Origin of the sequence: Desulfovibrio sp. SGI.133 (genome assembly GCF_050313955.1) — a bacterium.
Classification (GTDB): domain Bacteria; phylum Desulfobacterota; class Desulfovibrionia; order Desulfovibrionales; family Desulfovibrionaceae; genus Desulfovibrio.
In genome coordinates, this window is sequence record NZ_JBNPMK010000002.1 from 441,991 (window position 1) to 461,892 (window position 19,902).

The 19,902-nt window shown below is 63.0% G+C and carries 27 protein-coding genes; 26 read left to right on the forward strand and 1 reads right to left on the reverse strand.

The annotated features are described in order from the left end of the window. Positions 1–10: 10 nt before the first annotated feature. The 7 genes from ACQRBR_RS04650 (at position 11) to ACQRBR_RS04680 (ending at position 4,815) form a co-directional block, all read left to right on the forward strand. Positions 11–2,059, forward strand: a complete 2,049-nt coding sequence (locus tag ACQRBR_RS04650) for a terminase gpA endonuclease subunit (RefSeq protein ID WP_427812423.1) — start codon at positions 11–13, stop codon at positions 2,057–2,059. A gap of 2 nt (positions 2,060–2,061) precedes the next feature. Beyond that, positions 2,062–2,280, forward strand: coding sequence for an excisionase family DNA-binding protein (locus tag ACQRBR_RS04655; protein WP_427812424.1), 219 nt, complete (start codon positions 2,062–2,064; stop codon positions 2,278–2,280). Between the two features lie 81 nt (positions 2,281–2,361). Beyond that, positions 2,362–2,673 carry a hypothetical protein gene (locus ACQRBR_RS04660; RefSeq protein ID WP_427812425.1) on the forward strand — a complete coding sequence of 104 codons (312 nt, stop codon included), beginning with the start codon at positions 2,362–2,364 and terminating at the stop codon, positions 2,671–2,673. 326 nt (positions 2,674–2,999) lie between these two features. Beyond that, positions 3,000–3,221 carry a hypothetical protein gene (locus ACQRBR_RS04665; RefSeq protein ID WP_427812426.1) on the forward strand — a complete coding sequence of 74 codons (222 nt, stop codon included), beginning with the start codon at positions 3,000–3,002 and terminating at the stop codon, positions 3,219–3,221. A 10-nt stretch (positions 3,222–3,231) separates the two neighbouring features. Next, entirely contained in the window at positions 3,232–3,987 is a 756-nt protein-coding gene (locus ACQRBR_RS04670) for a BRO family protein (protein WP_427812427.1), read from the forward strand. A gap of 183 nt (positions 3,988–4,170) precedes the next feature. Continuing rightward, complete coding sequence (locus ACQRBR_RS04675) at positions 4,171–4,359, forward strand: type II toxin-antitoxin system HicA family toxin (RefSeq protein ID WP_418503748.1); 189 nt, start codon at positions 4,171–4,173, stop codon at positions 4,357–4,359. A gap of 78 nt (positions 4,360–4,437) precedes the next feature. Continuing rightward, entirely contained in the window at positions 4,438–4,815 is a 378-nt protein-coding gene (locus ACQRBR_RS04680) for a type II toxin-antitoxin system HicB family antitoxin (protein WP_427812428.1), read from the forward strand. 147 nt (positions 4,816–4,962) lie between these two features. Here ACQRBR_RS04680 and ACQRBR_RS04685 read toward each other — a convergent pair whose 3' ends face one another. Next, positions 4,963–5,172, reverse strand: a complete 210-nt coding sequence (locus ACQRBR_RS04685) for a type II toxin-antitoxin system MqsA family antitoxin (RefSeq protein ID WP_427812429.1) — start codon at positions 5,170–5,172, stop codon at positions 4,963–4,965. A gap of 278 nt (positions 5,173–5,450) precedes the next feature. Here ACQRBR_RS04685 and ACQRBR_RS04690 point away from each other — a divergent pair, with 278 nt between their 5' ends. The 19 genes from ACQRBR_RS04690 (at position 5,451) to ACQRBR_RS04780 (ending at position 19,901) form a co-directional block, all read left to right on the forward strand. Next, positions 5,451–5,672, forward strand: a complete 222-nt coding sequence (locus tag ACQRBR_RS04690; protein ID WP_204626082.1) for a DUF6148 family protein — start codon at positions 5,451–5,453, stop codon at positions 5,670–5,672. 2 nt (positions 5,673–5,674) lie between these two features. Further along, the gene (locus ACQRBR_RS04695) at positions 5,675–7,270 is read left to right on the forward strand and encodes a phage portal protein (RefSeq protein ID WP_427812430.1); all 1,596 of its coding nucleotides are present in this window, start codon (positions 5,675–5,677) and stop codon (positions 7,268–7,270) included. Continuing rightward, positions 7,257–8,468 (forward strand): S49 family peptidase, encoded by a 1,212-nt coding sequence (locus tag ACQRBR_RS04700; RefSeq protein WP_427812431.1) that lies wholly within the window; start codon positions 7,257–7,259, stop codon positions 8,466–8,468. Before ACQRBR_RS04695 ends, ACQRBR_RS04700 begins: the two co-directional genes overlap by 14 nt. Positions 8,469–8,477: 9 nt before the next feature. Continuing rightward, positions 8,478–8,876, forward strand: coding sequence for a head decoration protein (locus tag ACQRBR_RS04705; RefSeq protein WP_006004864.1), 399 nt, complete (start codon positions 8,478–8,480; stop codon positions 8,874–8,876). Continuing rightward, a complete protein-coding gene (locus ACQRBR_RS04710) occupies positions 8,869–9,876 on the forward strand; it encodes a major capsid protein (RefSeq protein WP_427812432.1) in 1,008 nt (335 codons plus the stop codon). The genes ACQRBR_RS04705 and ACQRBR_RS04710 overlap by 8 nt, the downstream gene beginning before the upstream one ends. A gap of 1 nt (position 9,877) precedes the next feature. Then, positions 9,878–10,486 carry a glycoside hydrolase family 108 protein gene (locus tag ACQRBR_RS04715; RefSeq protein WP_427812433.1) on the forward strand — a complete coding sequence of 203 codons (609 nt, stop codon included), beginning with the start codon at positions 9,878–9,880 and terminating at the stop codon, positions 10,484–10,486. Between the two features lie 10 nt (positions 10,487–10,496). After that, a complete protein-coding gene (locus ACQRBR_RS04720; protein WP_427812434.1) occupies positions 10,497–10,811 on the forward strand; it encodes a hypothetical protein in 315 nt (104 codons plus the stop codon). A gap of 122 nt (positions 10,812–10,933) precedes the next feature. Next, positions 10,934–11,245, forward strand: coding sequence for a hypothetical protein (locus ACQRBR_RS04725; RefSeq protein WP_418735289.1), 312 nt, complete (start codon positions 10,934–10,936; stop codon positions 11,243–11,245). Further along, complete coding sequence (locus ACQRBR_RS04730) at positions 11,242–11,541, forward strand: hypothetical protein (RefSeq protein WP_239465056.1); 300 nt, start codon at positions 11,242–11,244, stop codon at positions 11,539–11,541. The genes ACQRBR_RS04725 and ACQRBR_RS04730 overlap by 4 nt, the downstream gene beginning before the upstream one ends. Before the next feature lie 3 nt (positions 11,542–11,544). Further along, positions 11,545–11,862, forward strand: coding sequence for a nitrate reductase (locus ACQRBR_RS04735; protein ID WP_279136522.1), 318 nt, complete (start codon positions 11,545–11,547; stop codon positions 11,860–11,862). After that, positions 11,859–12,554 carry a hypothetical protein gene (locus tag ACQRBR_RS04740; protein WP_304040072.1) on the forward strand — a complete coding sequence of 232 codons (696 nt, stop codon included), beginning with the start codon at positions 11,859–11,861 and terminating at the stop codon, positions 12,552–12,554. The genes ACQRBR_RS04735 and ACQRBR_RS04740 overlap by 4 nt, the downstream gene beginning before the upstream one ends. Before the next feature lie 3 nt (positions 12,555–12,557). Continuing rightward, a complete protein-coding gene (locus ACQRBR_RS04745) occupies positions 12,558–13,049 on the forward strand; it encodes a hypothetical protein (RefSeq protein WP_427812435.1) in 492 nt (163 codons plus the stop codon). Then, positions 13,046–13,306 (forward strand): hypothetical protein, encoded by a 261-nt coding sequence (locus ACQRBR_RS04750; protein WP_427812436.1) that lies wholly within the window; start codon positions 13,046–13,048, stop codon positions 13,304–13,306. The genes ACQRBR_RS04745 and ACQRBR_RS04750 overlap by 4 nt, the downstream gene beginning before the upstream one ends. Before the next feature lie 12 nt (positions 13,307–13,318). Beyond that, a complete protein-coding gene (locus ACQRBR_RS04755; RefSeq protein WP_427812437.1) occupies positions 13,319–14,806 on the forward strand; it encodes a phage tail sheath family protein in 1,488 nt (495 codons plus the stop codon). A gap of 11 nt (positions 14,807–14,817) precedes the next feature. Beyond that, positions 14,818–15,348 (forward strand): phage major tail tube protein, encoded by a 531-nt coding sequence (locus ACQRBR_RS04760; protein WP_204626072.1) that lies wholly within the window; start codon positions 14,818–14,820, stop codon positions 15,346–15,348. 10 nt (positions 15,349–15,358) lie between these two features. Continuing rightward, complete coding sequence (locus tag ACQRBR_RS04765) at positions 15,359–15,688, forward strand: phage tail assembly protein (RefSeq protein WP_427812438.1); 330 nt, start codon at positions 15,359–15,361, stop codon at positions 15,686–15,688. A 148-nt stretch (positions 15,689–15,836) separates the two neighbouring features. Then, positions 15,837–18,686 carry a phage tail tape measure protein gene (locus tag ACQRBR_RS04770; RefSeq protein WP_427812439.1) on the forward strand — a complete coding sequence of 950 codons (2,850 nt, stop codon included), beginning with the start codon at positions 15,837–15,839 and terminating at the stop codon, positions 18,684–18,686. Continuing rightward, a complete protein-coding gene (locus ACQRBR_RS04775; RefSeq protein ID WP_427812440.1) occupies positions 18,679–18,888 on the forward strand; it encodes a hypothetical protein in 210 nt (69 codons plus the stop codon). The genes ACQRBR_RS04770 and ACQRBR_RS04775 overlap by 8 nt, the downstream gene beginning before the upstream one ends. Beyond that, positions 18,888–19,901, forward strand: a complete 1,014-nt coding sequence (locus ACQRBR_RS04780) for a phage late control D family protein (RefSeq protein WP_427812441.1) — start codon at positions 18,888–18,890, stop codon at positions 19,899–19,901. Before ACQRBR_RS04775 ends, ACQRBR_RS04780 begins: the two co-directional genes overlap by 1 nt. The last annotated feature ends 1 nt before the right edge of the window (position 19,902 follow it).

Consider the following 19,902-nt stretch of genomic DNA (forward strand, 5'->3'; position numbering starts at 1 on the left):
CGGGGGTGTAATGAAAGGCCAGCTTGAGCTGATGCCTCTGCCGCAGCCGGAGCCGGTGCGGCGGGTACGTCTGACGACGGCCCTGCCGCACTGGCTCCCTCCCGCCGTGGCCCATGCTGCCGCCGACTATCTGCGGCAGCATGGCGGCAGCATCAGCATCCGTTTCTCCAAGGGCGAAAAGAAGGTCCTGCGCCGTCGCCGTCCCATTCCTGTCAGCCAGTGGGCGGAGCGCCATCGTGTGGTGGAGATGTCCAGCATCCCCGGCAAATGGAAGAACATTTTTACTCCGTATCTTGTGGGCATCATGGACGCCGCCGGGACGCCGGGGGTGGAGACGGTCATCATCTGCAAGAGCCCGCAGACGGGCGGCTCGGAATCCGGCCACAATCTGGTGGGCTGGTGCATCGACCGCAGCCCCGGGCCGGTGATGTATGTGTTTCCCGACGAGATCACGGCCCGCGAGAATGCCAAAGACCGCATCATCCCCATGATCGAGACCTCGCCGCGTCTGCGCGAGTACATGACCGGCTACGGGGACGATGCCTCAAGCCTGCGGATCAATCTGGCGCACATGCCCATCTATCTGGGCTGGTCTGGCTCGGTGTCGCGTCTGGGCAACAAACCCATCCGCACCCTGATCCTGGACGAACTGGACAAGTACAAAAACCCCAAGAACGAGGCCTCGTCGGAATCGCTGGCCGAGAAACGCACCACCACATGGCGGCGGCGCGGGCGCTGCCATATCCTCAAGATCTCCACCCCCACCACGGAGGACGGCCCCATCTGGGTGGCTTTTACCCGCGAGGCCGGGGCGCGTTTCGACTTCTGGGTGCGCTGCCCGCACTGCGGCCTCTATCAGCTCATGGCCTTCGACCGCATCAGCTGGCCGGACAAGGACACGGATCGGGAGCCGACCGCCGAGGACGTGCTGGCCCGGCGGCTGGCCACCTACCCCTGCGAGCATTGCGGGACTGTCTGGGATGACGGCGACCGTGACCGGGCCGTGCGCCGGGGGGAATGGCGCGAGCGGACCAGCGGCCTTGGGCTGTCGGCCCATCTGGCCGCCCACCGGCCCACCAAGCTGGGCTTTCATATCCCGGCGTGGCTGTCCTATTTCGTGAGCTTGTCCGAAGTGGCCGCTGCGGCCCTCAAGTACAAGGAGAGCGGCAAACTGGACGACCTCAAGAACCTCCAGAACCAGTACAAGGCCGAGCCGTGGAAAGAGGAACATGTGGATCGCTCCGAGGACGCCATCCTTGCCCTGTGCGACGACAGGCCTCGCGGCGCGGTGCCCGGCCCGGTGGACGGCAGGGATCGTGTCTGCGTCCTGCTGGCCGGGGTGGATACCCAGGGCGGCAGCGCGGAGAAGGGGTATTTCCGCTATGTGATCCGTGCCATCGGCTACGGCGAGGATGAGGAATCGTGGCTGGTGCAGGCGGGCACGGCCCCCACCTTCTCGGCGCTCAACGACCTGCTGTGGGGCTCCGTCTACCGTGACCCGCAGGGCCGGGAGTACAGCGTCCGGGCCTGCATGATCGACGCCATGGGCGGCCGCACCAAGGAGGTCTATGCCTGGGCCATCAGGCACCGGGGGCGCGTGTTCCCGTGGCAGGGCGTGCGCAGCATGACCCAGCCCTACACGCCCGCGCCGCAGGAATATTTTCCGGACGTGCGCGGCAACAAGGTCAAGATCCCCGGCGGCCTCATGCTCTGGCGCTGCGACACGACGTTCTACAAGTCCGACCTGAGCCACAAGCTGGGCATCGCTCCGGACGACCCAGGAGCTTTCCACCTGCACAGCGGGGAGGGGGGCATCCTGGAGCAGTACGCCCGCGAGATGTGCGCTGAGGTCTGGGACGATGAAAAAATGGCCTGGCTCAATCCGCACCACAGGCCCAACCACTTCTGGGACTGCGAGACCATGATCCAGGCGCTGGCGCATATCCTCAACGTGCGCCAGCTCAAGCGCCCGGAGGAAAAAAGAGAGACCCGCTCCGTACCGGTGCGGCAGGTGGAGAAGCTGCGCGGCTCACGACTGGCCGGCAGGTTCGGGAGGTAGCGATGAAGGAAAGGCTGAACTGGCGTGAGGCCTGCGAGGTTTTGGGATGCAGCCGCAGCACGTTCTTTCGCATGGTAGCGGCGGGGCATATCCAGGCGCATGGCCTGTGTACGACGCGCCGCTGGTATTCGCGCAGCGAGTGTGAAAAGGTAGCGGCGCAAGGGCGATTTGCCCCGCGCGGCACACACAACTTGGCGGAACAACAGCGGATGGATGTCTGAACAAAGAGGTTCTTGGCAAGGCGCTTGTGCTATAAGGCTTTTCATGTATATCCTTGTAGATATTAGGGCAAGGAGGATACCATGAAAAGTGTGTTTGGAGCGTTGGCATTGGTCATATGCATGGCAGGGCCTGCACTGGCGGCAGATATTCCCGCATACGATATCAAGGAAACATGCAGGGAAATCGCGGCTGCAGGTGGCGGCAGCAAAATGATTGAACTTCAGTGCCGCAAGGATGAAGCCGCCTCGCAAAAGAGATTGCAAAAAGCCTCGGTCCCTGCGGATACTATGAGGACGTGTGACCAGATTTCCCAAACGCTGGGTGCCGGTTCCTACATGATTCTTGAGCAGTGCATCAAGGATGAACTGGATGCGGCGGCACAGTTGCAGTAGACCGGAATTAGATGCAAAGACTCCGGCGGTGCGCTGGCACTGCCGGAGTCGCGTATCCTGATACCCCTCCCTTGACATCCCGGCCCGCTTCGGGCACCCTGAAATCCCCTAAATAACCACAGGCGTCACCGTCGCCTTTGCCGTGCCCCACGCGGCAAGAAGTGCGGTCTTTTTTGTTCTTGCCACCAGAGCACCTCTGAAGGGTGCGGGTACATATTGGCAAGGCGACGTCCGGGTGTCCGTGAGGCCCCGGCGGCTGTGGTTAGCCGGGGAGCGTCGCCTTGCCTTTTTTGTTTTCCGTCCCCTTAATAACCACGAGGTGCCTTATGTTTCCCGCCTTCCCCAAAGACTTTTCCGAAGATCTCATCATCGACATCCTGACGCCGCTCATGGAATACGCGGACACGTTGGCCGGTTCCGGTGAGCACAGGGCACAGGGCCTTTTGCTTCTCGTCCTCATTGCCGACATACAGCAGCGGCTGGGGACCTGCTTCAATATGGCTTGCCGCGCCTACAAGGCCGCACAGGGCTCTGTCCACGCCCAGTAAGGAGGCCACGATGAACGAGATCATGCCCTTTATGTTTGGTGAGAACGTCGTCCGGGTCATTACGGACGGGAACGGTGAACCCTGGTTCGTGGCCAAGGATGTGGCGAAGGCTTTGGGCTACCGGTGGAATGGTGCGGTATGCATCGCCCATGTCCCGGAAGAATGGAGGGGGGTCAGAACGGTTCTGACCCCCTCCGCAGCACAGCGGATGCTCACCTTGTCGGAGCAGGGCCTTTACTTTTTCGTGGCCCGCAGCGACAAGCCTGCGGCCCTTCCTTTCCAGAAGTGGCTGGCCGGGGAAGTCCTGCCCGCTCTGCGCAAGACCGGCCGTTATGAGGTCTCCGGGCGGCAGCCTGTGCTGGAGCCGCCGGCGTCCTTCCCGCCCGAGGCGCTGCGCCTGCGTCCGGCCATGCGGCAGAAGTTGTGGCGGGATGCTTTGAACACGGCGCGTCTGGATGACGGCGGTACGCCCGCCGCGCTGCGCTGGTTCGCCTACTTGTGCGGGATGGTGGCGGCCATGCCGCCCGCGCCCACACCGGCCCGTGACAAGGTACGCGCCTTTTTCTGGCAGTGCTGCGAACAGGCCCAGGATTATCGCGTGGCGGCCGGAACGCTGTACGGGGCCTTCTGCCGCTGGTGCAAGGAGACCGGACAGGGGGATGTGCCCAGCATGAAGGCGTTCGGTATCCTGATGCAGGAATTCGCCCAGCGTTGCCGCTCCAACGGTTCGTTCTATGACGGCGTGCGCCTCAAGCCCGCCGCCTGACCATAGTTCGGGCTTCGGCCCGCGCACGGTCAGGGATCGACAGACGTACAGACGCTGGATGGGATAGGGCCGCCCTGACCGTTTTGCCCGTCCACGGCAGTGGCCGCTGCCGTGGACGGGATTTTTATATATTTTACATAATAAAGACTTGACAAATTGGTATATACTTTATATAAAAAAGTCATGAAACGGGGCGAACTGATACGAAAGTTGACCAAGGCAGGGTTCAAGCTGGTAAAAGGGCGAAAAAATGCCGGGCATGACCTGTACGTCCACCCGGACGGACGCATGACATCGGTCTCGCGCAGTACGTCGGATATCCCGACGGGGACCCTTAAGGAAATCAGGAAACAGACCCAAATAGACCTCTAAACACAGGGGAGGTGCCCCTCCCCTGTAAAGAAGACGTTTGGCGCTATATCCAATAACAATCAGGGCAGGAAGGAAAAAATGAGATTCCCGGTCGTTATCCATACGGACAACAATGTTGATTTTGGTATTTTTCTACCGGATATTCCCGGTGTGTTTTCCGGCGGGCACTCCATCGAGGAATGCCTGACCAATGTACAGGAAGCTGTGGAGATGGTGTGTGAGGCGAAGGGACTGAAGGAGCTGCCTGAACCCAGCCCGCTGGCGGAAGTTCTGGCCTCGGATGGTGCAAAGGATGGCTGGGTCATGATGGCGGATATTGATACGGGCTTTTTGAACAACCGTGTGGTGCGTATCAGCCTTTCCGTACCTGAATACCTGCTTCCCCGGATCGACAAGCGGGCCCACCAGGCCGGTATGACCCGCTCCGCCTATATGGTGCACGCGGCTCTGGCGTAGCCTTCTTGCCAAGGTAGGGGCAAACAGCCAAGAAAGAAAAAAGGCGGCAGGTGCTGCTAACACCTGCCGCCGGTAGGCAATGCCCCCCGAGTTTTGAGTTACTCGCTAGACGCCCTCGAAGGAATGCCCTCCTTCGGGGGCATTTTGTTATGGTTGTGATTCCTTATTGATGGAACGCTCAACGGCCTCCATCAGCGCGTCCAGCCTGTCACATTCCGGCTTGGCCAGAACGATCTCACCGCACGCCGGGCACTTGTCGCCTTCAAGCTGGAAAGAAGTTGTGCGTCCCTTGTAGGTGTAGGGTATGGCATGGATACCGTGGACAAGTTCCGCTGCACCGCATACAGGACAAAACATAGTTACAGCTCCTTGAATAAGACGGCAGACGTGTCGTCACGAGGTTAATCTGTCAGGCCTTGCCCGGGCAAGGCGAAAAAGGATATAACAAATCGGCGGTCAGTGCTGGTAACGCTTGCCGCAGCCAATGGCCCTCCGGGTCTGGTTACTCGAATTGCGCCCCTGCAGGAATGGCCCTTCCTGTGGGGGCTTTCTGTTTTTGGGGCTGCTGCAAATTTTCATTCTCCCGATTCCCAAACACGCGGACATGCTAATGCGGGGATGATAATAGCAATCCCATGTCTGCTTGGACCCGTGAAGAACTCCTCTCCCTGCTTGCCGACTGGAAGGCCGCCTACAAGGCGGCCTCCACAGGCAAGTCGTACACCATCGGCAGCCGCACCCTGACCCGTTACGATCTAGCGGAGATACGCGACCAGATCGACTGGATCAGCTCGGAGCTGGCCGCGCTCTCGCGTGGTCGTGGGCCTGTGCGTGTCGCCGCCCGGATCGTGAGGTAGCCATGCTGTACGATGCCCAGGGCAGACCGCTTTCCACGTCCCGGCGTATGCCGGAAGCCTCTCGTGACGCGGGGGCCTTCCGCGGCTCCCTGTCCCACTGGCGCGGGCCGCAGATCCAGAGCCGTGACGGGACTTCCCGCGAGCGCGAGGTCATCCAGCGCCGGGCGGCTGACCTCATGGCTAACGACTGGTCGGCCAATGCCACGGTGGACACCATCACCAGCAACGCGGTGGGCACGGGCCTGCTGCCCAAGGCCAGCATCCCGGCTGCCCGTCTGGGTATCGCGCCGGAGCAGGCCAGGGCTGTGGGCGAGGACATGGAATGGGCCTTCGACCGCTGGATGCGTGAGGCCGACGTGCGCGGCCAGAACCATTTTTTCGATCTGCAGGCATTGGGCCTGCGCTCCATCCTCTGCAAGGGCGAGTTGCTGCATCTGGCCGTCATGCTCCCGGAAAAGGAGCGTGTCGGCCAGCAGCGCCGCTTTTCGCTGGCCATCCAGGCTGTCACGCCGGAGCGGCTCCAGACCCCGACGGACATGACGACAGATCCCGACGTGCGCGACGGCATCCGCTATACGGCATACGGCAGGCCGGAGGGCTACTACATCGCCTGCCCGCCGCCCTCCGTGCTGGACAGCTGGCTGCGTGGTGGGGGGCTGCTTGCCGATGATTTTCGCTATGTGCGTGCCCGGCTGGGCCACCGCCAGCAGGTCTTCCACCTGTACCGCATGGAGGCGGACGAACAGGAGCGCGGCTGCTCCACCTTCGCCAAGAGTATCGCCCTGTTCCGCAACCTGTCCGATACCATAAACTTCGAGCTGTTCGCCCAGGTGATGGCGGCGCAGTTCCCGATCTTCATCGCCACCGAAGGCGGCGAGCTTCCCGGCTATGTGCAGGAGCAGCAAGACCTGGCCGAGAAAGAGGGAGCAGGGCCGACCTACTTCCAAAGCATCGAGGAAGGCCAGGTCTGGTACGGCAAGGAAAACGAAAAGCCCTATGTGCTGGAATCCAAGCGCCCGTCCTCCAACTTCGCCGCCTTCGTGCGGATCGTGCAGCGGGCGATGGCGGCGGCCCAGGGCATCCCCTACGAGAGCCTGACCAAGGATTTTTCCGAGACCAACTACAGCTCCATGCGGGCCGCGCTCAACGAGGCGTGGAAGGTCTACAGCTACTACCGCCGCTGGCTGGCGCGGGCGTACTGCCAGCCCATCTACGAGATGGTCATGGAAGAGGCGTGGTTGCGCGGCGAGCTTACGCTGCCAGCCGGAGCGCCTGATTTTTATGAGGCCCGCGACCTCTGGTGCAATGCGGACTGGATCGGCCCGGCCCGTGGCTTCATCGACCCGGTGAAGGAGATCTCGGCCACGATCCTGGCCCTGGAGAACCGCCTCATGACGTACAGCGAGGCGTGGGCGCAGCATGGCGGTGACTTCGAGGAGGGGATGGAAAAGCTCCTTCTGGAAGCCCCCCTGCTGCAAAAAGTGCGGCAGGCCCTTCCTGTGTCGGGGACGACCTCGCAGGCAGCGGCCTCCACGCCCGGACGCCGCACCGACGGCAATGACATGAACACCAAGGAGACGACTGATGACGACGCCTGATGGCCTGTGGGCTCTGGCCCCCCAATTCGCCGAGCAGGTGCTGTGCGACATCCAGACCCGCATGACCTCCGGGAGGATGTCCGTTCCTGCCGGGCAGGAGCCCCGGCGTTACCGCCTGCGGCATGGTGTGGCCGTCATCAGCATCACCGGCGTGATCTCCCGCAAGGAGAGCTTGTGGGCTGATGTGGGGCAGGACGGCATCCGGCAGGCCCTGGATGAGGCCCGTCAGGATGAGCGCGTCCGGGGCATCCTGCTCTCCTTCAACTCTCCGGGCGGCGTGGCCGCCGGGGTCAAGGAGCTGGCGGACTACATCGCCAGCATCGACGACAAGCCTGTGGCGGCCTATGCCGACGGGCTGACCGCTTCCGCCGCCTACTGGCTGGCCTCGGCCACAGGCCGTGTCTACGCCCCGGCCATGGCCCAGGTGGGCAGTGTGGGCGTCATCTCCGAGGTGCGGAACATCAGCGGCTTTCTCGACAAGATGGGGGTCTCCATCACCTACATCGCCAGCGGCAAGTGGAAAACGGCGGGCAACCCCGTGGAGAAGCTGACCCCGGAACAGACGGCCTATTTCCAGGAGCGCGTGGACGCCCTGCATTCCGTTTTTAAGGCTGATGTGGCCCAACACATGGGCATCAGCCAGGACCCCGCGTGGACAGAGGCACAGATCCTGTTCGCCCAGTCCGCGCAGCAGCTTGGCCTCGTGACCGCCATTGTCCGGGACGAGGATCAGGCCATCAACCGGCTTTTGGAGGTAACGATGCCCGATAACAGTCCTGATGCCCCCGCGCAGGCCATGACGCGCGACCGTCTGGCCGCCGAGGCCCCTGAATTGCTTAAAGCACTGCTTGAAGAAGGCCGGGATTCGGCCAGCAACGATGGCGTTGAGTATGCCCTGAACGCCATGGAAACGGTGTGCGGCAAGGAAAAGGCCGAAGCCGTGCGCGCGTTCGTGGCCCAGGCGAAAGAGCTGGGCCTGTCCGCAAAGCAGCTGGCCGGTCTCGGCAAGCTCATGCCGCAGGCCCCAGCCGTCCAGCAGGCCCCTGCGGAACCGCAGAACAGCAAGTCCGCCATCCTCAACGCCCTGCAGGAGCAGAGCGCACAGGCGCTTCCTGCCGCTCCGGAAGCGCCCTCCACCAAGAGCAAGAGCAAATTGGTGGAGGATGCTGAACGGCGTCGCGCCGAAGTTTCCAAGTAGGAGGGACCCATGAGCAAAGTTACTGCCCATAGTTATGAGTTCGGTCTCCGTTTTTCCGAGCTCGTCATCCATGAAATAGACACCCGTTACAGCCGCGAGAAGGTCATGCTGGCCGCTTCGTGCGGTGATCTGGGCTTCGGGACGGTACTGACCCGTGATGCGGACGGCAATTATACCGCCCTCAAGGAAGCTGATGGCACCCTGGGCGATGCCAAGGCCGTGCTGATCCAGACCGCCCCCAATGCCGATGCCCCCCAGGAAGTGACCGTGCTGCGCGGCTACGCCATCATCAACAAGAACAAGCTGCTTTTCGACAGCAGCGTGGTCAAAAAGGATGAAGCCGTGCAGGCCCTGCATGACCTGGGCTTTGCCATCCGCGCCATCGAGGAGGTGGAAGACGATGTTTAACTGGCCGGATACGTTTTCCGTGGTCGAGATGACCGATGCCGTCAACAAGCTGCCCCTGATGCCCCTGCGTTTCAGCGGCATGTTCGAGACATACGGTCTGCCGACCACGCACATGGCCTTCGACTGCAAGCGCGGCCGCATCATCCTGATTTCTGATTCTCCGCGTAACGCCGATCCTGAGTATGTGACCGGACAGACCGAAAAGCGTGAAACCAAAATCCTGAGCTGCACGCACCTGTCCCAGGCCGACACATTGGCCCCTGAAGACCTGCAGGACGTGCGGGCCTTTGGCTCCACGGAGCCTGTGACGGTGGAAAGTATCATCAACGACAAGCTCTCCGCCCTCAAGCGCAATCTGGATATGACGCTGGAGTTTCACCGCCTGGGTGCCATCAAGGGCATCGTGCTGGACGCTGACGGCAGCACCGTACTGCACAACATTTTCGACACCTTCGGCGTGACCCAGAAAAAGCAGAATCTGAGCTTCCCCGCCGCTGTGGAAGCGGACAAGAACCCCATCCTGAGCGGCATCATGGCCGCCAAGCGCAAGATCGAGACGGCCATGGGCGGCAATCCGTTCACCGGCATCAGCGCCGTCATCGGCTCCAATGCCTATGACATGCTGACCAGCCACGCCCTCGTGCGTGATGCTTACAACCTCTGGGCCGCCAACCAGAGCAGCTTTGGCGATAACGATTACCGCCGTCGCGGCTTTCCCTATGGCGGCATCCTCTGGATCGAGGCCTCGGACGTGGTGGGCGGCCGCAAGCTGGTGGATGACGACAAGGGGCATCTGTACCCCACCGGTCCCGGCATCTGGAAAATGTATCATGCCCCCGCCAACTGGGTCGAGACGGTCAATACCCGTGGGCTTCCGTTTTACGCCCGCATGGACGAGCGAGGGCGCGGCCGTGGCTACGATCTCGAAGTCCAGAGCAACCCGCTCACCATCTGCATGTTCCCCGAAGCCCTCGTGGAACTGACCTTCAAGGCGGCGTAAAATGGCCGATTTCAGCATTGCCTACGCACCGCTGGCCGGCTTTGAAGGCGGCTGGTGCAACGTTCAGGGGGACAGCGGCGGCGAGACCTACGCGGGCATCGCCCGCCGCTACTGGCCGGACTGGCCCGGCTGGAAGCTCATCGACGGCGAGAAAGGCCACAGCTCGTTCGCCTCCGGGGCCAGCGCGTTCACGCGCCATCTGGCCAAGGTGCCCGGCCTCTCCGAGCTGGTGTCGAGCTGGTATCGCAGCGAGTGGTGGGATCGCCTCGGGCTCGCAGCCCTGCCGCAAGACCTCGCCAACGAGATCTTCGAGCAGTCGGTGAACCTGGGCAAGGGCGGCTCCGGCAAAAAGGTGCAGCTTGTCTGCAACGCTTTCAACCGTGCGAAGGCCGGAAACTCCCTGTTCGCCGACCTCAACGTTGACGGGGTCATCGGCCCCCGCACGCTTGATGCCCTGGCGGCCCTGCTGGCCAGGCGCACCGATGAAAAGGCCCTTGTGCATGCCCTCAACTGCATGCAGGGGGCGCACTACATCGAGGTCGCGGCCCGTAATCCCAGCCAGCGCAAGTTTGTGGATGGCTGGATGAAACGCACCCATTGTCCCGACTAGGAGGGATGCCATGAAAAAAAATCTCCTGACCCTGCTGCTCTGCCTCTGTTGCCTCTTTCCCTGCCTCGCTCTGGCAGCGGAGGCGGACACCGCTGTCCCCGGTGCCGACATCGTGGCCACCATCATCGGCTGGCTGCCGGAAAGCTGGGGCCAGTGGATCACGTTCGTGGTGACCATCTGCGCGGCCATTTCGGCCGTGTGGCCGCGCCCGGCTGACGACGCCAACGTGGTGGTGCGCTTCCTCTACACCGTGGTGAACGCCCTGGGCTTCAACGCGGGCAAGGCGCAGAACGCGGACGACGCGGCGGCCAGCCGCAGGCTGTGATGCCATGCCGGTCTGGGCACAGGCGCTCCTGCGGCTGGTGGTGGCGGTGGTGGCTTTTTTCCGCCGGGAGCGCGCGCGGTCTCGCACGGATGCTTCAGCCGTTGCGACGCAGGAAGCTACGGATGAAGACAGCAATGCGTTACGCGGCAAAACAGCCCATGAAAGCGCTGTCGCTATCCGTAAGCCCGGCAAGCGGGCTAACGGCTACCGCGCTGTGCGCGCTGACCCTGGTGGTGAGTGGATGCGCAAATTCGGGGGCAGCGACAAGCGCGCTTCCCCCGGTGCCGATGACGCCGGGAGCCGTAGTAACGAATGAGTGGTGGTATGCGGAGGACGGCGGATTGACGCAGGTGGATGGCCAGTGGCTGCATCTGCCCGCGGATGAAGCTGGAGAACTGCTGCTCTGGATCGAGTGGGTGGAGGACAACCAATGACCACCTTGCCAGCGACAGGAGTGTCCACCGAGGTACTACTAGGGACGGCCAATGCATTGCTGTACGGCCTGGCCCTGTGGATGGGGCATGAGTGGTGGAAAGACCATAAGGCCCAGCACAAGCAGCTGGACGAGAGCATCACGCGCCTGTCCGAAGTGTATGCATCGAAAACCTCCGTGCATCGGGCACACAAGCGTCTGGATGATCTGGATGCCGTCACGGCGGATCATGCCGAGCGCCTGGCCCGGCTGGAGGCGATGCAGGAAATCAAAAGGGACTGCTCCTGCGAGAGGTAGGGCATGAGCTTTAAAGAGCAACTTGAAGAAGATCTGCACACGGTCTTTTTCAACCCCGCCGAGTTCGGCGAGCAGGTGGAGCTTGCCGGGCATGAGGGCGTCCCGTGTGTCTACGAGCCGCTGGAACTTACCCCCAGCGAAGGGCACGACCGCCCCGCCGTCAGCTATGAGGGCGTGACCATCTATGTCGCTGCCGCCGATGTGCCGGACGAACTGCGCCCGCACCGCGAGACGACCTTCCGGGGACAGCGCTGGTTCGTGCTGGAATCCTCCTCCGGGGAGACCATGCGCACCATCAGGCTTTATCGAGAGAGGACATGACCATGGTGATGAGCAACTGGATTGAAAAGGAGAACAAATTCTTCTCGATCAGTACCCCTGGTCTGGATCAGGCCGTGAAGCGGGCCATGAACGCCCTGATCGGCATGGAGCAGGTCCACAAGTCGCACGCGCTGCGGCGGGCGCTGGAAAAGTCCGTGAATGTCGCCAAACAGGATGCACGGAATGTTGCCCAAAAGACATACACGGCTACTCCCAAAAAGCTCTTTGAGAACATGGACATCGGCTACCACAGCGATGACGACGGTCAGGAAGGCGTGCTGGAGTTTACCGGTTCCTGGGGCCTGCATCTGTACCATTTCGAGCCGCTTCCGGCCATCCCCGGCAGGCGTCCGCGCGGCGGCGTGACCACCAAGGTGCATCAGAGCGGCAGGCGTTACGCGAAACGTCTGGACGGCTTCGATGCCCCCTTCATCATGCGGCGCAAACAGGGGGATTACGGCCTGTTCGCCCATGTGACAGGTACAGGCTGGGGCAGCGTACGGGGAGCAGCCCGGGACGAACCGAAAAACCTCTGGAAGAACAGCGTGACGATGCTCTGGGGGCCGTCTCCCATCCAGGCACTTATGCCGGAAAAGACCCAGCAGCGCATCATCGACCACGCATCCGGGGTTTTTACCAAAAATCTGCGCCGTGAAGTCGAGGCCCTGCTGGCCAGTCTGACGAAGGGGTAGGCCATGGCGACCACACGTCTGCTGTTGAAAGAAATCTGCGCGGCTGTCCGCGAGGCACTGGCCGGCTACCCCTTTCCGGCCCCTGACGGCAGCTGGGGTGATGTCCGGGTGTTCCTGCACGGGCTGCCGCAGGAGCAGGGCGACGCCTGCTATCCCTTCGTCATCGTGCGCTGGATCAGCGGTTCGGTGGAGGAGGAGACAGCACAGGTCACGCGCCTGCGCGAGACTGTGGGGCTGGCCCTGGGCGTCTACGCCTCCAAAACGCAGGAACAGGCGGGCATCCTGCTGGCCGAATTGCTCGACTGCCTGCGCCGCTCCCTCTGGAAGGGGCGCATCCTCGCGGGGCGCTTTGAGCTGGAAGAGCCGGTCAAGGCCGAGATCCCCACGCCGCGCACGCGCTGGAACGAATACCACCTGGCCACCATCGAGACTGTCTGGAACTACGTCTGGCCGTCGCGCGGCCTGGAAGAACTGACAAAAATGGAGAGACCATGACCCCTACGCAGTACATGTATCTGGGCCCCAACCGGCCTTTCGGGCTGCCGCTGGTGACGCGCGCGATCTTTCGCGGCGATCCCGAAAAGACGTTCCCGCAGCTCTCGGCCCTGTTCGAGCAGCACAAAGAGCTGCGCACCCTGTTCGTTCCCGTGGCGGAACTGGCCACGTCCCGCATGTTGCTGACCATGCAGGGCACGGCCTTGCACAATGTCTATGCCGCCATCAAGAGCGCGTCGGCCAAGGCCAGGAAGTAGGAGGAATATCACATGACAACCACCGGATACCGTCACGGCATCTACACCTCCGAGCAGGCCACCAGCATCCTGCCCGCCCGCACCGTGGACAGCGCGGTCGTCTTCGCCGTGGGCACGGCGGCCGTGCATACGCTGGCCGAGGATAAGGCCCGTCCCGTCAACGTGCCGCAGCTTTTTTACAGCTATGACGAAGCAGTGCAGGCGATGGGCTGGGATGCCGACCATTTCAGCGACTACAGCCTGCAAGAGCTGATCTACAGCCATTTCGCCATCTACCGCGGCGCGCCCGTGGTCTGCGTCAACGTTTTCGACCCCGAAAAACACAAGACCGAGGTCGCGGACGAAAGCCTGACCTTCGGCACGTCGGCCCTGGACAAGGACACCGCCCAGCTGGCCCACGGCGGCGTCAGTGCCGTGGAGCTGACGGATGAGCTGGGCGAGACCACCTATGAGGCGGGCACCGACTACAGCGTGGATGCCGTCAGCGGTCTGCTGACCCGTCTGGCCGAGGGAAGCATCCCCGAAGGCGGCACGGTCAAGGCCGGCTACGTCTACGCGGACGTGAGCAAGGTCACGTCTGAGGACGTGATCGGCGGCATCGACCCCGTCAGCGGGCAGGGCACCGGTCTTGAGCTCATCGACGAAGTGTTCCCGCGTTTCCGGCTCGTGCCGTCCATTGTTCTGGCGCCGCAGTTCTGCGAGGACCCGGCTGTGGCCGTGGTCATGGCCGCCAAGTGCGACGGCATCAACGGCCTGTTCAAGGCCGTCTGTCTGGTGGACATCCCCAGCAGCGGCGACAATGCCGTGACCAGATACAGCGACGTGCCCGGCTACAAGGAGAAGCACAACCTCACCGATGATCTGATGGTTGTCTGCTGGCCCAAGGTCAAGCTGGGCGATAACGTGTACGGCCTCGCCACCCATCTGGCCGGGGTCATGGCGGCCACGGACGGCGATCATGACGGCATCCCCTACGCCAGCCCCAGCAATAAACGGCTGGACATCACCTCCAGCGGCTATGTGGATACTGATGGCCAGTGGAACGAGCTGTGGCTCGACCTGACCAGGGCTAACTACCTGAACGGGCAGGGAATTTATACGGTCAGCAACTTCGATGGCGGCATGAAGACCTGGGGTGGCCGCATGGCCTGCTATCCGTCCAATACCGACCCCAAGGACGCGCAGGATAGCATCCGGCGCTTCTTCAACTGGTATCAGGCCCAGTTCATCCTGACCTACTTCTCCAAGGTGGACGAGCCGCTGACCCGTCGCCTTGTGCAGACCTTTTTGAAGTCCGAGCAGATCAAACTGGACGGCTACACCGCCCGCGAGATCATCCTGGGCGGCAGCATCACCTTTGATGAGTCCGAGAACCCCGTGACCGACCTCATCGACGGCATCCTGCGTTTTCACTTGCGCATCACGCCGCCTCCTGCTGCCCGGGATATTGAAGCCGTCTTCGAATTTGACACCGACAACCTCTCCGCCCTGTTCGGTTAAGGAGGCATAGCGTGGGCAAGTATCTCCCTGAACAAACAATCGCTTTCCGCATCTATCATGACGGTACTGACCAGATCGGCGTGGCCACCATCGACCTGCCTGAGCTGTCCTACATGACGGAAAGCCTGTCCGGTGCTGGCATCGCTGGCGAGATCGACAGTCCGACCCTGGGCATGACGGAATCCATGACGCTGAAAATGTCGTTCAATTCCGTGTATCCCGAAATTTACAACATGCTGGACTGGACGCGCTCCAATTTGTTCGAGTGCTATGCCGCCGTGCAGATGAGCGATCCGGCCACGTCCATGCGCACCTCTGTGCCCCTGCGCGTCAACATAGTGGGCCGCGCCAAGAGCTTCCCTCTGGGCAGCCTTGAACCCGGCAAGAAGCAGGGCAACGAGCAGGAACTGGAAGTGACCCGTCTGGAAGTGCTCCTGGATGGCGAGGAAAAACTGCTCATCGACAAGCTCAATTTTATCCATCGTGTGAACGGCACGGATCTGCTGGCCACGGTGCGCGCCCAGATGGGCCTGAACGTCTAAGGAGGACGCCATGAGTGAAAATCGTATGCAGACCGTGAAGCTGTCCGCTCCCCTGCAGGTGGGCGGCAAGGACGTGTGGGAGCTGACCGTGCGCCCGTCCACCATCGGGGACGAAGAAGACGCCATGCAGGACGCCGTAGGTATTCGCAGGGGCAACAATCCGCTGACGGCGGAGATGGCCCTGCTGGCCCGTATCGTGCGGGTCCCCTATGACGCCCTGCGCGGCCTGAGCAGTGGCGATTATCTCAAGCTGCGGGCCGCGTTCAACGTCGTGAACGGCACCAACGAATCCCAGGAAAACCCTACGCCGGAGGCGGCTGGGACGCCGGAACAGGCCTAGCGGAGTTGAGGCAGGGGATGGTGGCCCTGGGCAAGATCACCCATTGGCCACGCTCCGAGATCCGGGCCATGAGCCCGGAGGTATTCACACACTATCTTGATGCCGCCGCAGCCGTCGAAAAGGCGGCCAGCGGCGGATAAAGGGTATCATGGCCAAAGAAGTTTCCGTTTCCTTCAAGCTGGGCGCGACCCTCGCCGGGAGCTACCGCACAGCGTTCCAGGATGCCGCCGGCCAGGCGCGCATGGTCTCGCAGGCTATCCGCGAGATGGGCAACACGCCCGTGGGACAGCTGGGCGCGGCTCTGGAAAAGCAGGGGGCCAAGCTCACCGGTCTGGCCGGGAAGCTGGAGAAGGCGGAAGCCAAGCTGGCCGGTCTGCGAGCCCAGGCGGAGAGCGCGGGAGCTTCCTCTTCCCGCTTCGCCTCCCGCATCAAGGCGGCGGAAAGCAGGGTATTCGACCTGACGGCAGAGCTGGCGCTCAACAAAGAGGAAATGCAGGGACTTGCCCTGCAGGCAGGAAAGGTCAGCGGTAGCGTACAGGCCCTGCAGGCTGATTACGCTGGCCTCGTCAAGCGCATGGATCAGGCGAGGGCGGCGCGTTCCGCCCTTCAGGTGCACATGGCCAATTCCCGCGCTCTGCAGGCGGAGCGGCAGGAGCTGCAAAGCCGGTTGCTGGGCACAGCGGCTGTGGGGGCTACGGCGGCCATTCCGGTCAAGCTGGCCGTCAGCGCGGAAGACGTGTTCGCCGATCTGCGCAAGGTCATGGATGCGCCGGAAGAGGTCATGCAGCAGCTGTTTGCCGATGCGCAGGCCATGTCCAGCCGCACCGGCAAGAGCTTTGAGGACATCGTGACCATCATGACGGCGGCGGCCCAGGCCGGTCTCGGCAAGACCCGCGAGGAGATGCTGGGCGTGGCCGAGCAGGCCACGAAAATGTCCATCGCCTGGGGCGTCAGCGCAGAGCAGGCGGGCAAGTCGCTGGCCACATGGCAGGCCGCTATGGGCCTTACGGCGGAGCAGTCGCGCCACACGGCGGATGTCATCAATGCCCTGAGCAACGAGATGAACGCCGAGGCCGGGGAGGTCGACCAGATCTTCACGCGCATGGGGCCTTTGCTCAAGGCCTCCGGCTTCGCCACCCAGGACATCGCGGCTCTGGCCACGGCCTTCAAGGCCGCCGGGGCCGAAGTGGAAGTGTCGGGCACGGCCATGAAGAACTTTATCAAGGTCATGGCCGCCGGAGAAGCCGGGCTCACGGATCAGCGCAAGGCCATCTACAAATATTTGCAAATAGACCCCAACGATCTGCAGAAACAGCTCCAGACCGACGCTATGGGCGCGGTCATGCGCGTGCTGCAGGCCCTCCAGCGCGTGCGTCCGGAGGAGCGCAATTCCATTTCCTCCTTGCTGTTTGGTGATGAAAGCATCGCGGCCATCGCACCCATCATGGAGCGGATCATGACCTTGCGCCAGGCGGTGAGCATCGCCAACAGTGATGTGGCCGGTTCCGTGGATCAGGAATACGCCAACCGGATGAAGACCACGGCCACCTCGCTGGCCAAGGTCACGCAAAGCGCCCGCAACCTCGGTGTCACGGTAGGCACGGCGCTGCTCCCGGTAGTCGGAGCTGTGGCGGAAGGGGGCGCGTCCGTCCTCAATGTTGTCCGCGATCTGGCCCGGCGTTTTCCGCGTCTGACCGGCGTGGTCATGGGCGCAGGCGCGGGCATCGCCACGCTGGCGGTGGGCGGTGTGGCCCTGGGCCTTGTCCTCAATGTGCTGCGCACAGCGGCCAACGGCTTCGGCGGCATGCTGCTGCGCATGAATGCCGCCCAGCTCGCGGCAGCCGGTGGAGCGCAGACGCTTACCTTCTGGCAGCGGGCCTCGTCTCTGGCCTCCCTCTCGTGGCGGGATGTCCTTGCCGGTGTGGGGGGCAGGCTCATGGCCCTGACCGGCCTTCTGCGCGGTGCCACATTGTCCACCATAGCCCTCGGCACAGTCCAACGCGCTTGTGCCGCTGGTGCCGCGATCCTCTCCGGGGGGCTTCGTCTGGTGGGCGTGGCCCTGCGTTTCGCCATGGGGCCGATGGGCGTGGTATTCACGGCTGTGACCGTGGCCGCCGGTCTCATCATCGACAACTGGAGCACGGTCGGCCCGTTTTTCCATTCCCTGTGGAGCGGCATCGTGGGCGTGTTTCAGTGGGCGTGGGGCATCATCAAGGGAATCATGGATTCCGTTGCCGAGGCCGTGACCTGGATCGGCCAGAAGATCGACGAGATGCCCGTGCTGGGCAGCGCCAAGCGCGGCATCGGCAAGGCCATCGGCTGGTTCAGCGGCGATGACAAAAAAGAGCAGCCGGCTGCCAGCGCCAAGGCTGCGGCGGAGCAGAACGCCGCTCCTAATGCCAAGGCCGCAGCGGACAAGGCCTCTGCCATCGAGGCGCCCCCAATGCCCGACTTGCCCAAGGCACCGGACACCAAAAACTTAGCGAGTTTGCAGGGACTGGCCGCCGGGGGCGGCGACGAAGAATATTTCAAGCAGAGCTTTAACGATTTCAACGCTGCCGAAGAGGCGGCCAAGAAAAAAGGCAAAAAGGGAAGTGGTGGCGGTGGCTCCCGCGCTTCTGCAAGCGGCACCACCGTGGTCACGCTGGCCGGGGACAATTCCCGGCCGCAGACCCTGTTCATCCCGGCGGGTAGCCGTACGGGCAGCAGCCTGTCCACGACCACGGGCACGGCCATCCAGACATCCGGCCGTGTGGGCACGCCCACGGCTCTGCCGCAGACGCCCGCCCGTCTGGCCCGGCGCGGCGGCAATGCAGCCCAGGCTGCCGGGAGCAACGGCCAGATCATGGTGGATCTGACCCAGAATTTTTCGCTTATGTCGTCCGACCCGCGTGCGGTGCGCCGGGTGCTGGAGAGCATCAAGCCCGACATGGAGGCGCTCATCCGCCGGGCGCTGGACAAGATCGCCTCCGACCGCAGGAGGACGGCCTATGCCTAGTGAGTACGTCAGCCGACAGGGCGAGGCATGGGACCAGATCGCTCTGGCCCGCCTCTCCGGGGAACATCAGATGGGCGATGTGCTGGCCCTCAACGTTGATGAGCTGGACGCGCTGCTGCTCTCCGGGGAGACGCGCGTCAGCGTGCCGGAGCAGGCCGCTGACGCGCGGGTGCGCAGCCTTCCGCCGTGGGAGCGTATGTGATGCGTCGCGCCACCGTCGAGATCAGCATCCAGGGCAAGGACGTGAGCATGGATCTTTGGCCGCACCTTTTGTCCCTCTCCTACACGGACAAGGCGGACGATGAGCTGGACGACCTCCAGCTTACCCTGGAAGACCGCGAGGGGCTCTGGCAGGGCGACTGGCTGCCCAAACACGGGGACATCATCAGCGTGGTGATCGTGGCCAGCAATTTCCGCGCCCCTGGAGAGGAGGAACTGGATTGCGGGGAATTTGAGGTGGATGAACTGACGCTGGAATCCAGCCGCGACGGTGGCGACGTGGTGACCATCAAGGGCGTGCCGGCGGCGGTCAAGTCCAGCCTCATGCTGCAGAAAAAAACGCGGGCCTGGGCCGACGTGCCTCTGTCCACGGTGGCGGCGGACGTGGTGGGGCCTGCGGGCCTCGACCTGCTCTACAAAGCCCCGGAGATCGTTTTTGGGCGCGTGGAGCAGCGGCAGGAAGCCGACCTGGCCTTCCTCCAGCGCATCTGCAAGGAGCAGGGCCTGCGCGTGGCCGTGAAGAAAAATCTCTGCGTCATCTACTCCGGGCAGGCGGCCGACCAGCTGGAGCCCCTGGAGCTCAAGCGCGGCGAACTGGCCGTGGAGCGGGCCGGATTCAAGCGCACGCTGGACGGCGTCTATACGCAATGCGTGGTGGGCTACACCGACGCCGCCAGCTCCGAGACCACGGAGAAGAGCTATCAGCCGGAGCTGCCGCCCACCACGGGCCGGGTGCTGACCATCAACAAACGCATCGAGCATCCGGCACAGGCCGAGCGCGTGGCCATCGCGGAGTTGCGGGCCAAAAACTGTCAGGAGATGACAGGCTCTCTCGAAACTATGGGCGATACGCGCCTGCGGGCGGGCACGGTGCTGCGCCTCTCAGGCTGGGGCAATTTTGACACGGACTACATGATCCAGCAGGCCACGCACAACCTGGGCCGCGACAGCGGCTACCGCACCAGCGTGGAGCTGGTCAAGGCGCTGGACTACTAGG

Excerpts from the sequence above, each read along its gene's own strand:
- ACQRBR_RS04730 (WP_239465056.1), top strand. The coding sequence starts at position 11,242 with ATGACCACCTTGCCAGCGACAGGAGTGTCCACCGAGGTACTACTAGGG.
- ACQRBR_RS04690 (WP_204626082.1), top strand. The coding sequence starts at position 5,451 with ATGTCTGCTTGGACCCGTGAAGAACTCCTCTCCCTGCTTGCCGACTGG.
- ACQRBR_RS04715 (WP_427812433.1), top strand. The coding sequence starts at position 9,878 with ATGGCCGATTTCAGCATTGCCTACGCACCGCTGGCCGGCTTTGAAGGC.
- ACQRBR_RS04710 (WP_427812432.1), top strand. The coding sequence starts at position 8,869 with ATGTTTAACTGGCCGGATACGTTTTCCGTGGTCGAGATGACCGATGCC.
- ACQRBR_RS04695 (WP_427812430.1), top strand. The coding sequence starts at position 5,675 with ATGCTGTACGATGCCCAGGGCAGACCGCTTTCCACGTCCCGGCGTATG.
- ACQRBR_RS04705 (WP_006004864.1), top strand. The coding sequence starts at position 8,478 with ATGAGCAAAGTTACTGCCCATAGTTATGAGTTCGGTCTCCGTTTTTCC.
- ACQRBR_RS04665 (WP_427812426.1), top strand. The coding sequence starts at position 3,000 with ATGTTTCCCGCCTTCCCCAAAGACTTTTCCGAAGATCTCATCATCGAC.
- ACQRBR_RS04770 (WP_427812439.1), top strand. The coding sequence starts at position 15,837 with ATGGCCAAAGAAGTTTCCGTTTCCTTCAAGCTGGGCGCGACCCTCGCC.
- ACQRBR_RS04685 (WP_427812429.1), bottom strand. The coding sequence starts at position 5,172 with ATGTTTTGTCCTGTATGCGGTGCAGCGGAACTTGTCCACGGTATCCAT.
- ACQRBR_RS04655 (WP_427812424.1), top strand. The coding sequence starts at position 2,062 with ATGAAGGAAAGGCTGAACTGGCGTGAGGCCTGCGAGGTTTTGGGATGC.
- ACQRBR_RS04720 (WP_427812434.1), top strand. The coding sequence starts at position 10,497 with ATGAAAAAAAATCTCCTGACCCTGCTGCTCTGCCTCTGTTGCCTCTTT.
- ACQRBR_RS04745 (WP_427812435.1), top strand. The coding sequence starts at position 12,558 with ATGGCGACCACACGTCTGCTGTTGAAAGAAATCTGCGCGGCTGTCCGC.
- ACQRBR_RS04750 (WP_427812436.1), top strand. The coding sequence starts at position 13,046 with ATGACCCCTACGCAGTACATGTATCTGGGCCCCAACCGGCCTTTCGGG.
- ACQRBR_RS04755 (WP_427812437.1), top strand. The coding sequence starts at position 13,319 with ATGACAACCACCGGATACCGTCACGGCATCTACACCTCCGAGCAGGCC.
- ACQRBR_RS04765 (WP_427812438.1), top strand. The coding sequence starts at position 15,359 with ATGAGTGAAAATCGTATGCAGACCGTGAAGCTGTCCGCTCCCCTGCAG.
- ACQRBR_RS04735 (WP_279136522.1), top strand. The coding sequence starts at position 11,545 with ATGAGCTTTAAAGAGCAACTTGAAGAAGATCTGCACACGGTCTTTTTC.
- ACQRBR_RS04700 (WP_427812431.1), top strand. The coding sequence starts at position 7,257 with ATGACGACGCCTGATGGCCTGTGGGCTCTGGCCCCCCAATTCGCCGAG.
- ACQRBR_RS04775 (WP_427812440.1), top strand. The coding sequence starts at position 18,679 with ATGCCTAGTGAGTACGTCAGCCGACAGGGCGAGGCATGGGACCAGATC.
- ACQRBR_RS04650 (WP_427812423.1), top strand. The coding sequence starts at position 11 with ATGAAAGGCCAGCTTGAGCTGATGCCTCTGCCGCAGCCGGAGCCGGTG.
- ACQRBR_RS04680 (WP_427812428.1), top strand. The coding sequence starts at position 4,438 with ATGAGATTCCCGGTCGTTATCCATACGGACAACAATGTTGATTTTGGT.
- ACQRBR_RS04725 (WP_418735289.1), top strand. The coding sequence starts at position 10,934 with ATGAAGACAGCAATGCGTTACGCGGCAAAACAGCCCATGAAAGCGCTG.
- ACQRBR_RS04675 (WP_418503748.1), top strand. The coding sequence starts at position 4,171 with ATGAAACGGGGCGAACTGATACGAAAGTTGACCAAGGCAGGGTTCAAG.
- ACQRBR_RS04670 (WP_427812427.1), top strand. The coding sequence starts at position 3,232 with ATGAACGAGATCATGCCCTTTATGTTTGGTGAGAACGTCGTCCGGGTC.
- ACQRBR_RS04780 (WP_427812441.1), top strand. The coding sequence starts at position 18,888 with ATGCGTCGCGCCACCGTCGAGATCAGCATCCAGGGCAAGGACGTGAGC.
- ACQRBR_RS04660 (WP_427812425.1), top strand. The coding sequence starts at position 2,362 with ATGAAAAGTGTGTTTGGAGCGTTGGCATTGGTCATATGCATGGCAGGG.
- ACQRBR_RS04740 (WP_304040072.1), top strand. The coding sequence starts at position 11,859 with ATGACCATGGTGATGAGCAACTGGATTGAAAAGGAGAACAAATTCTTC.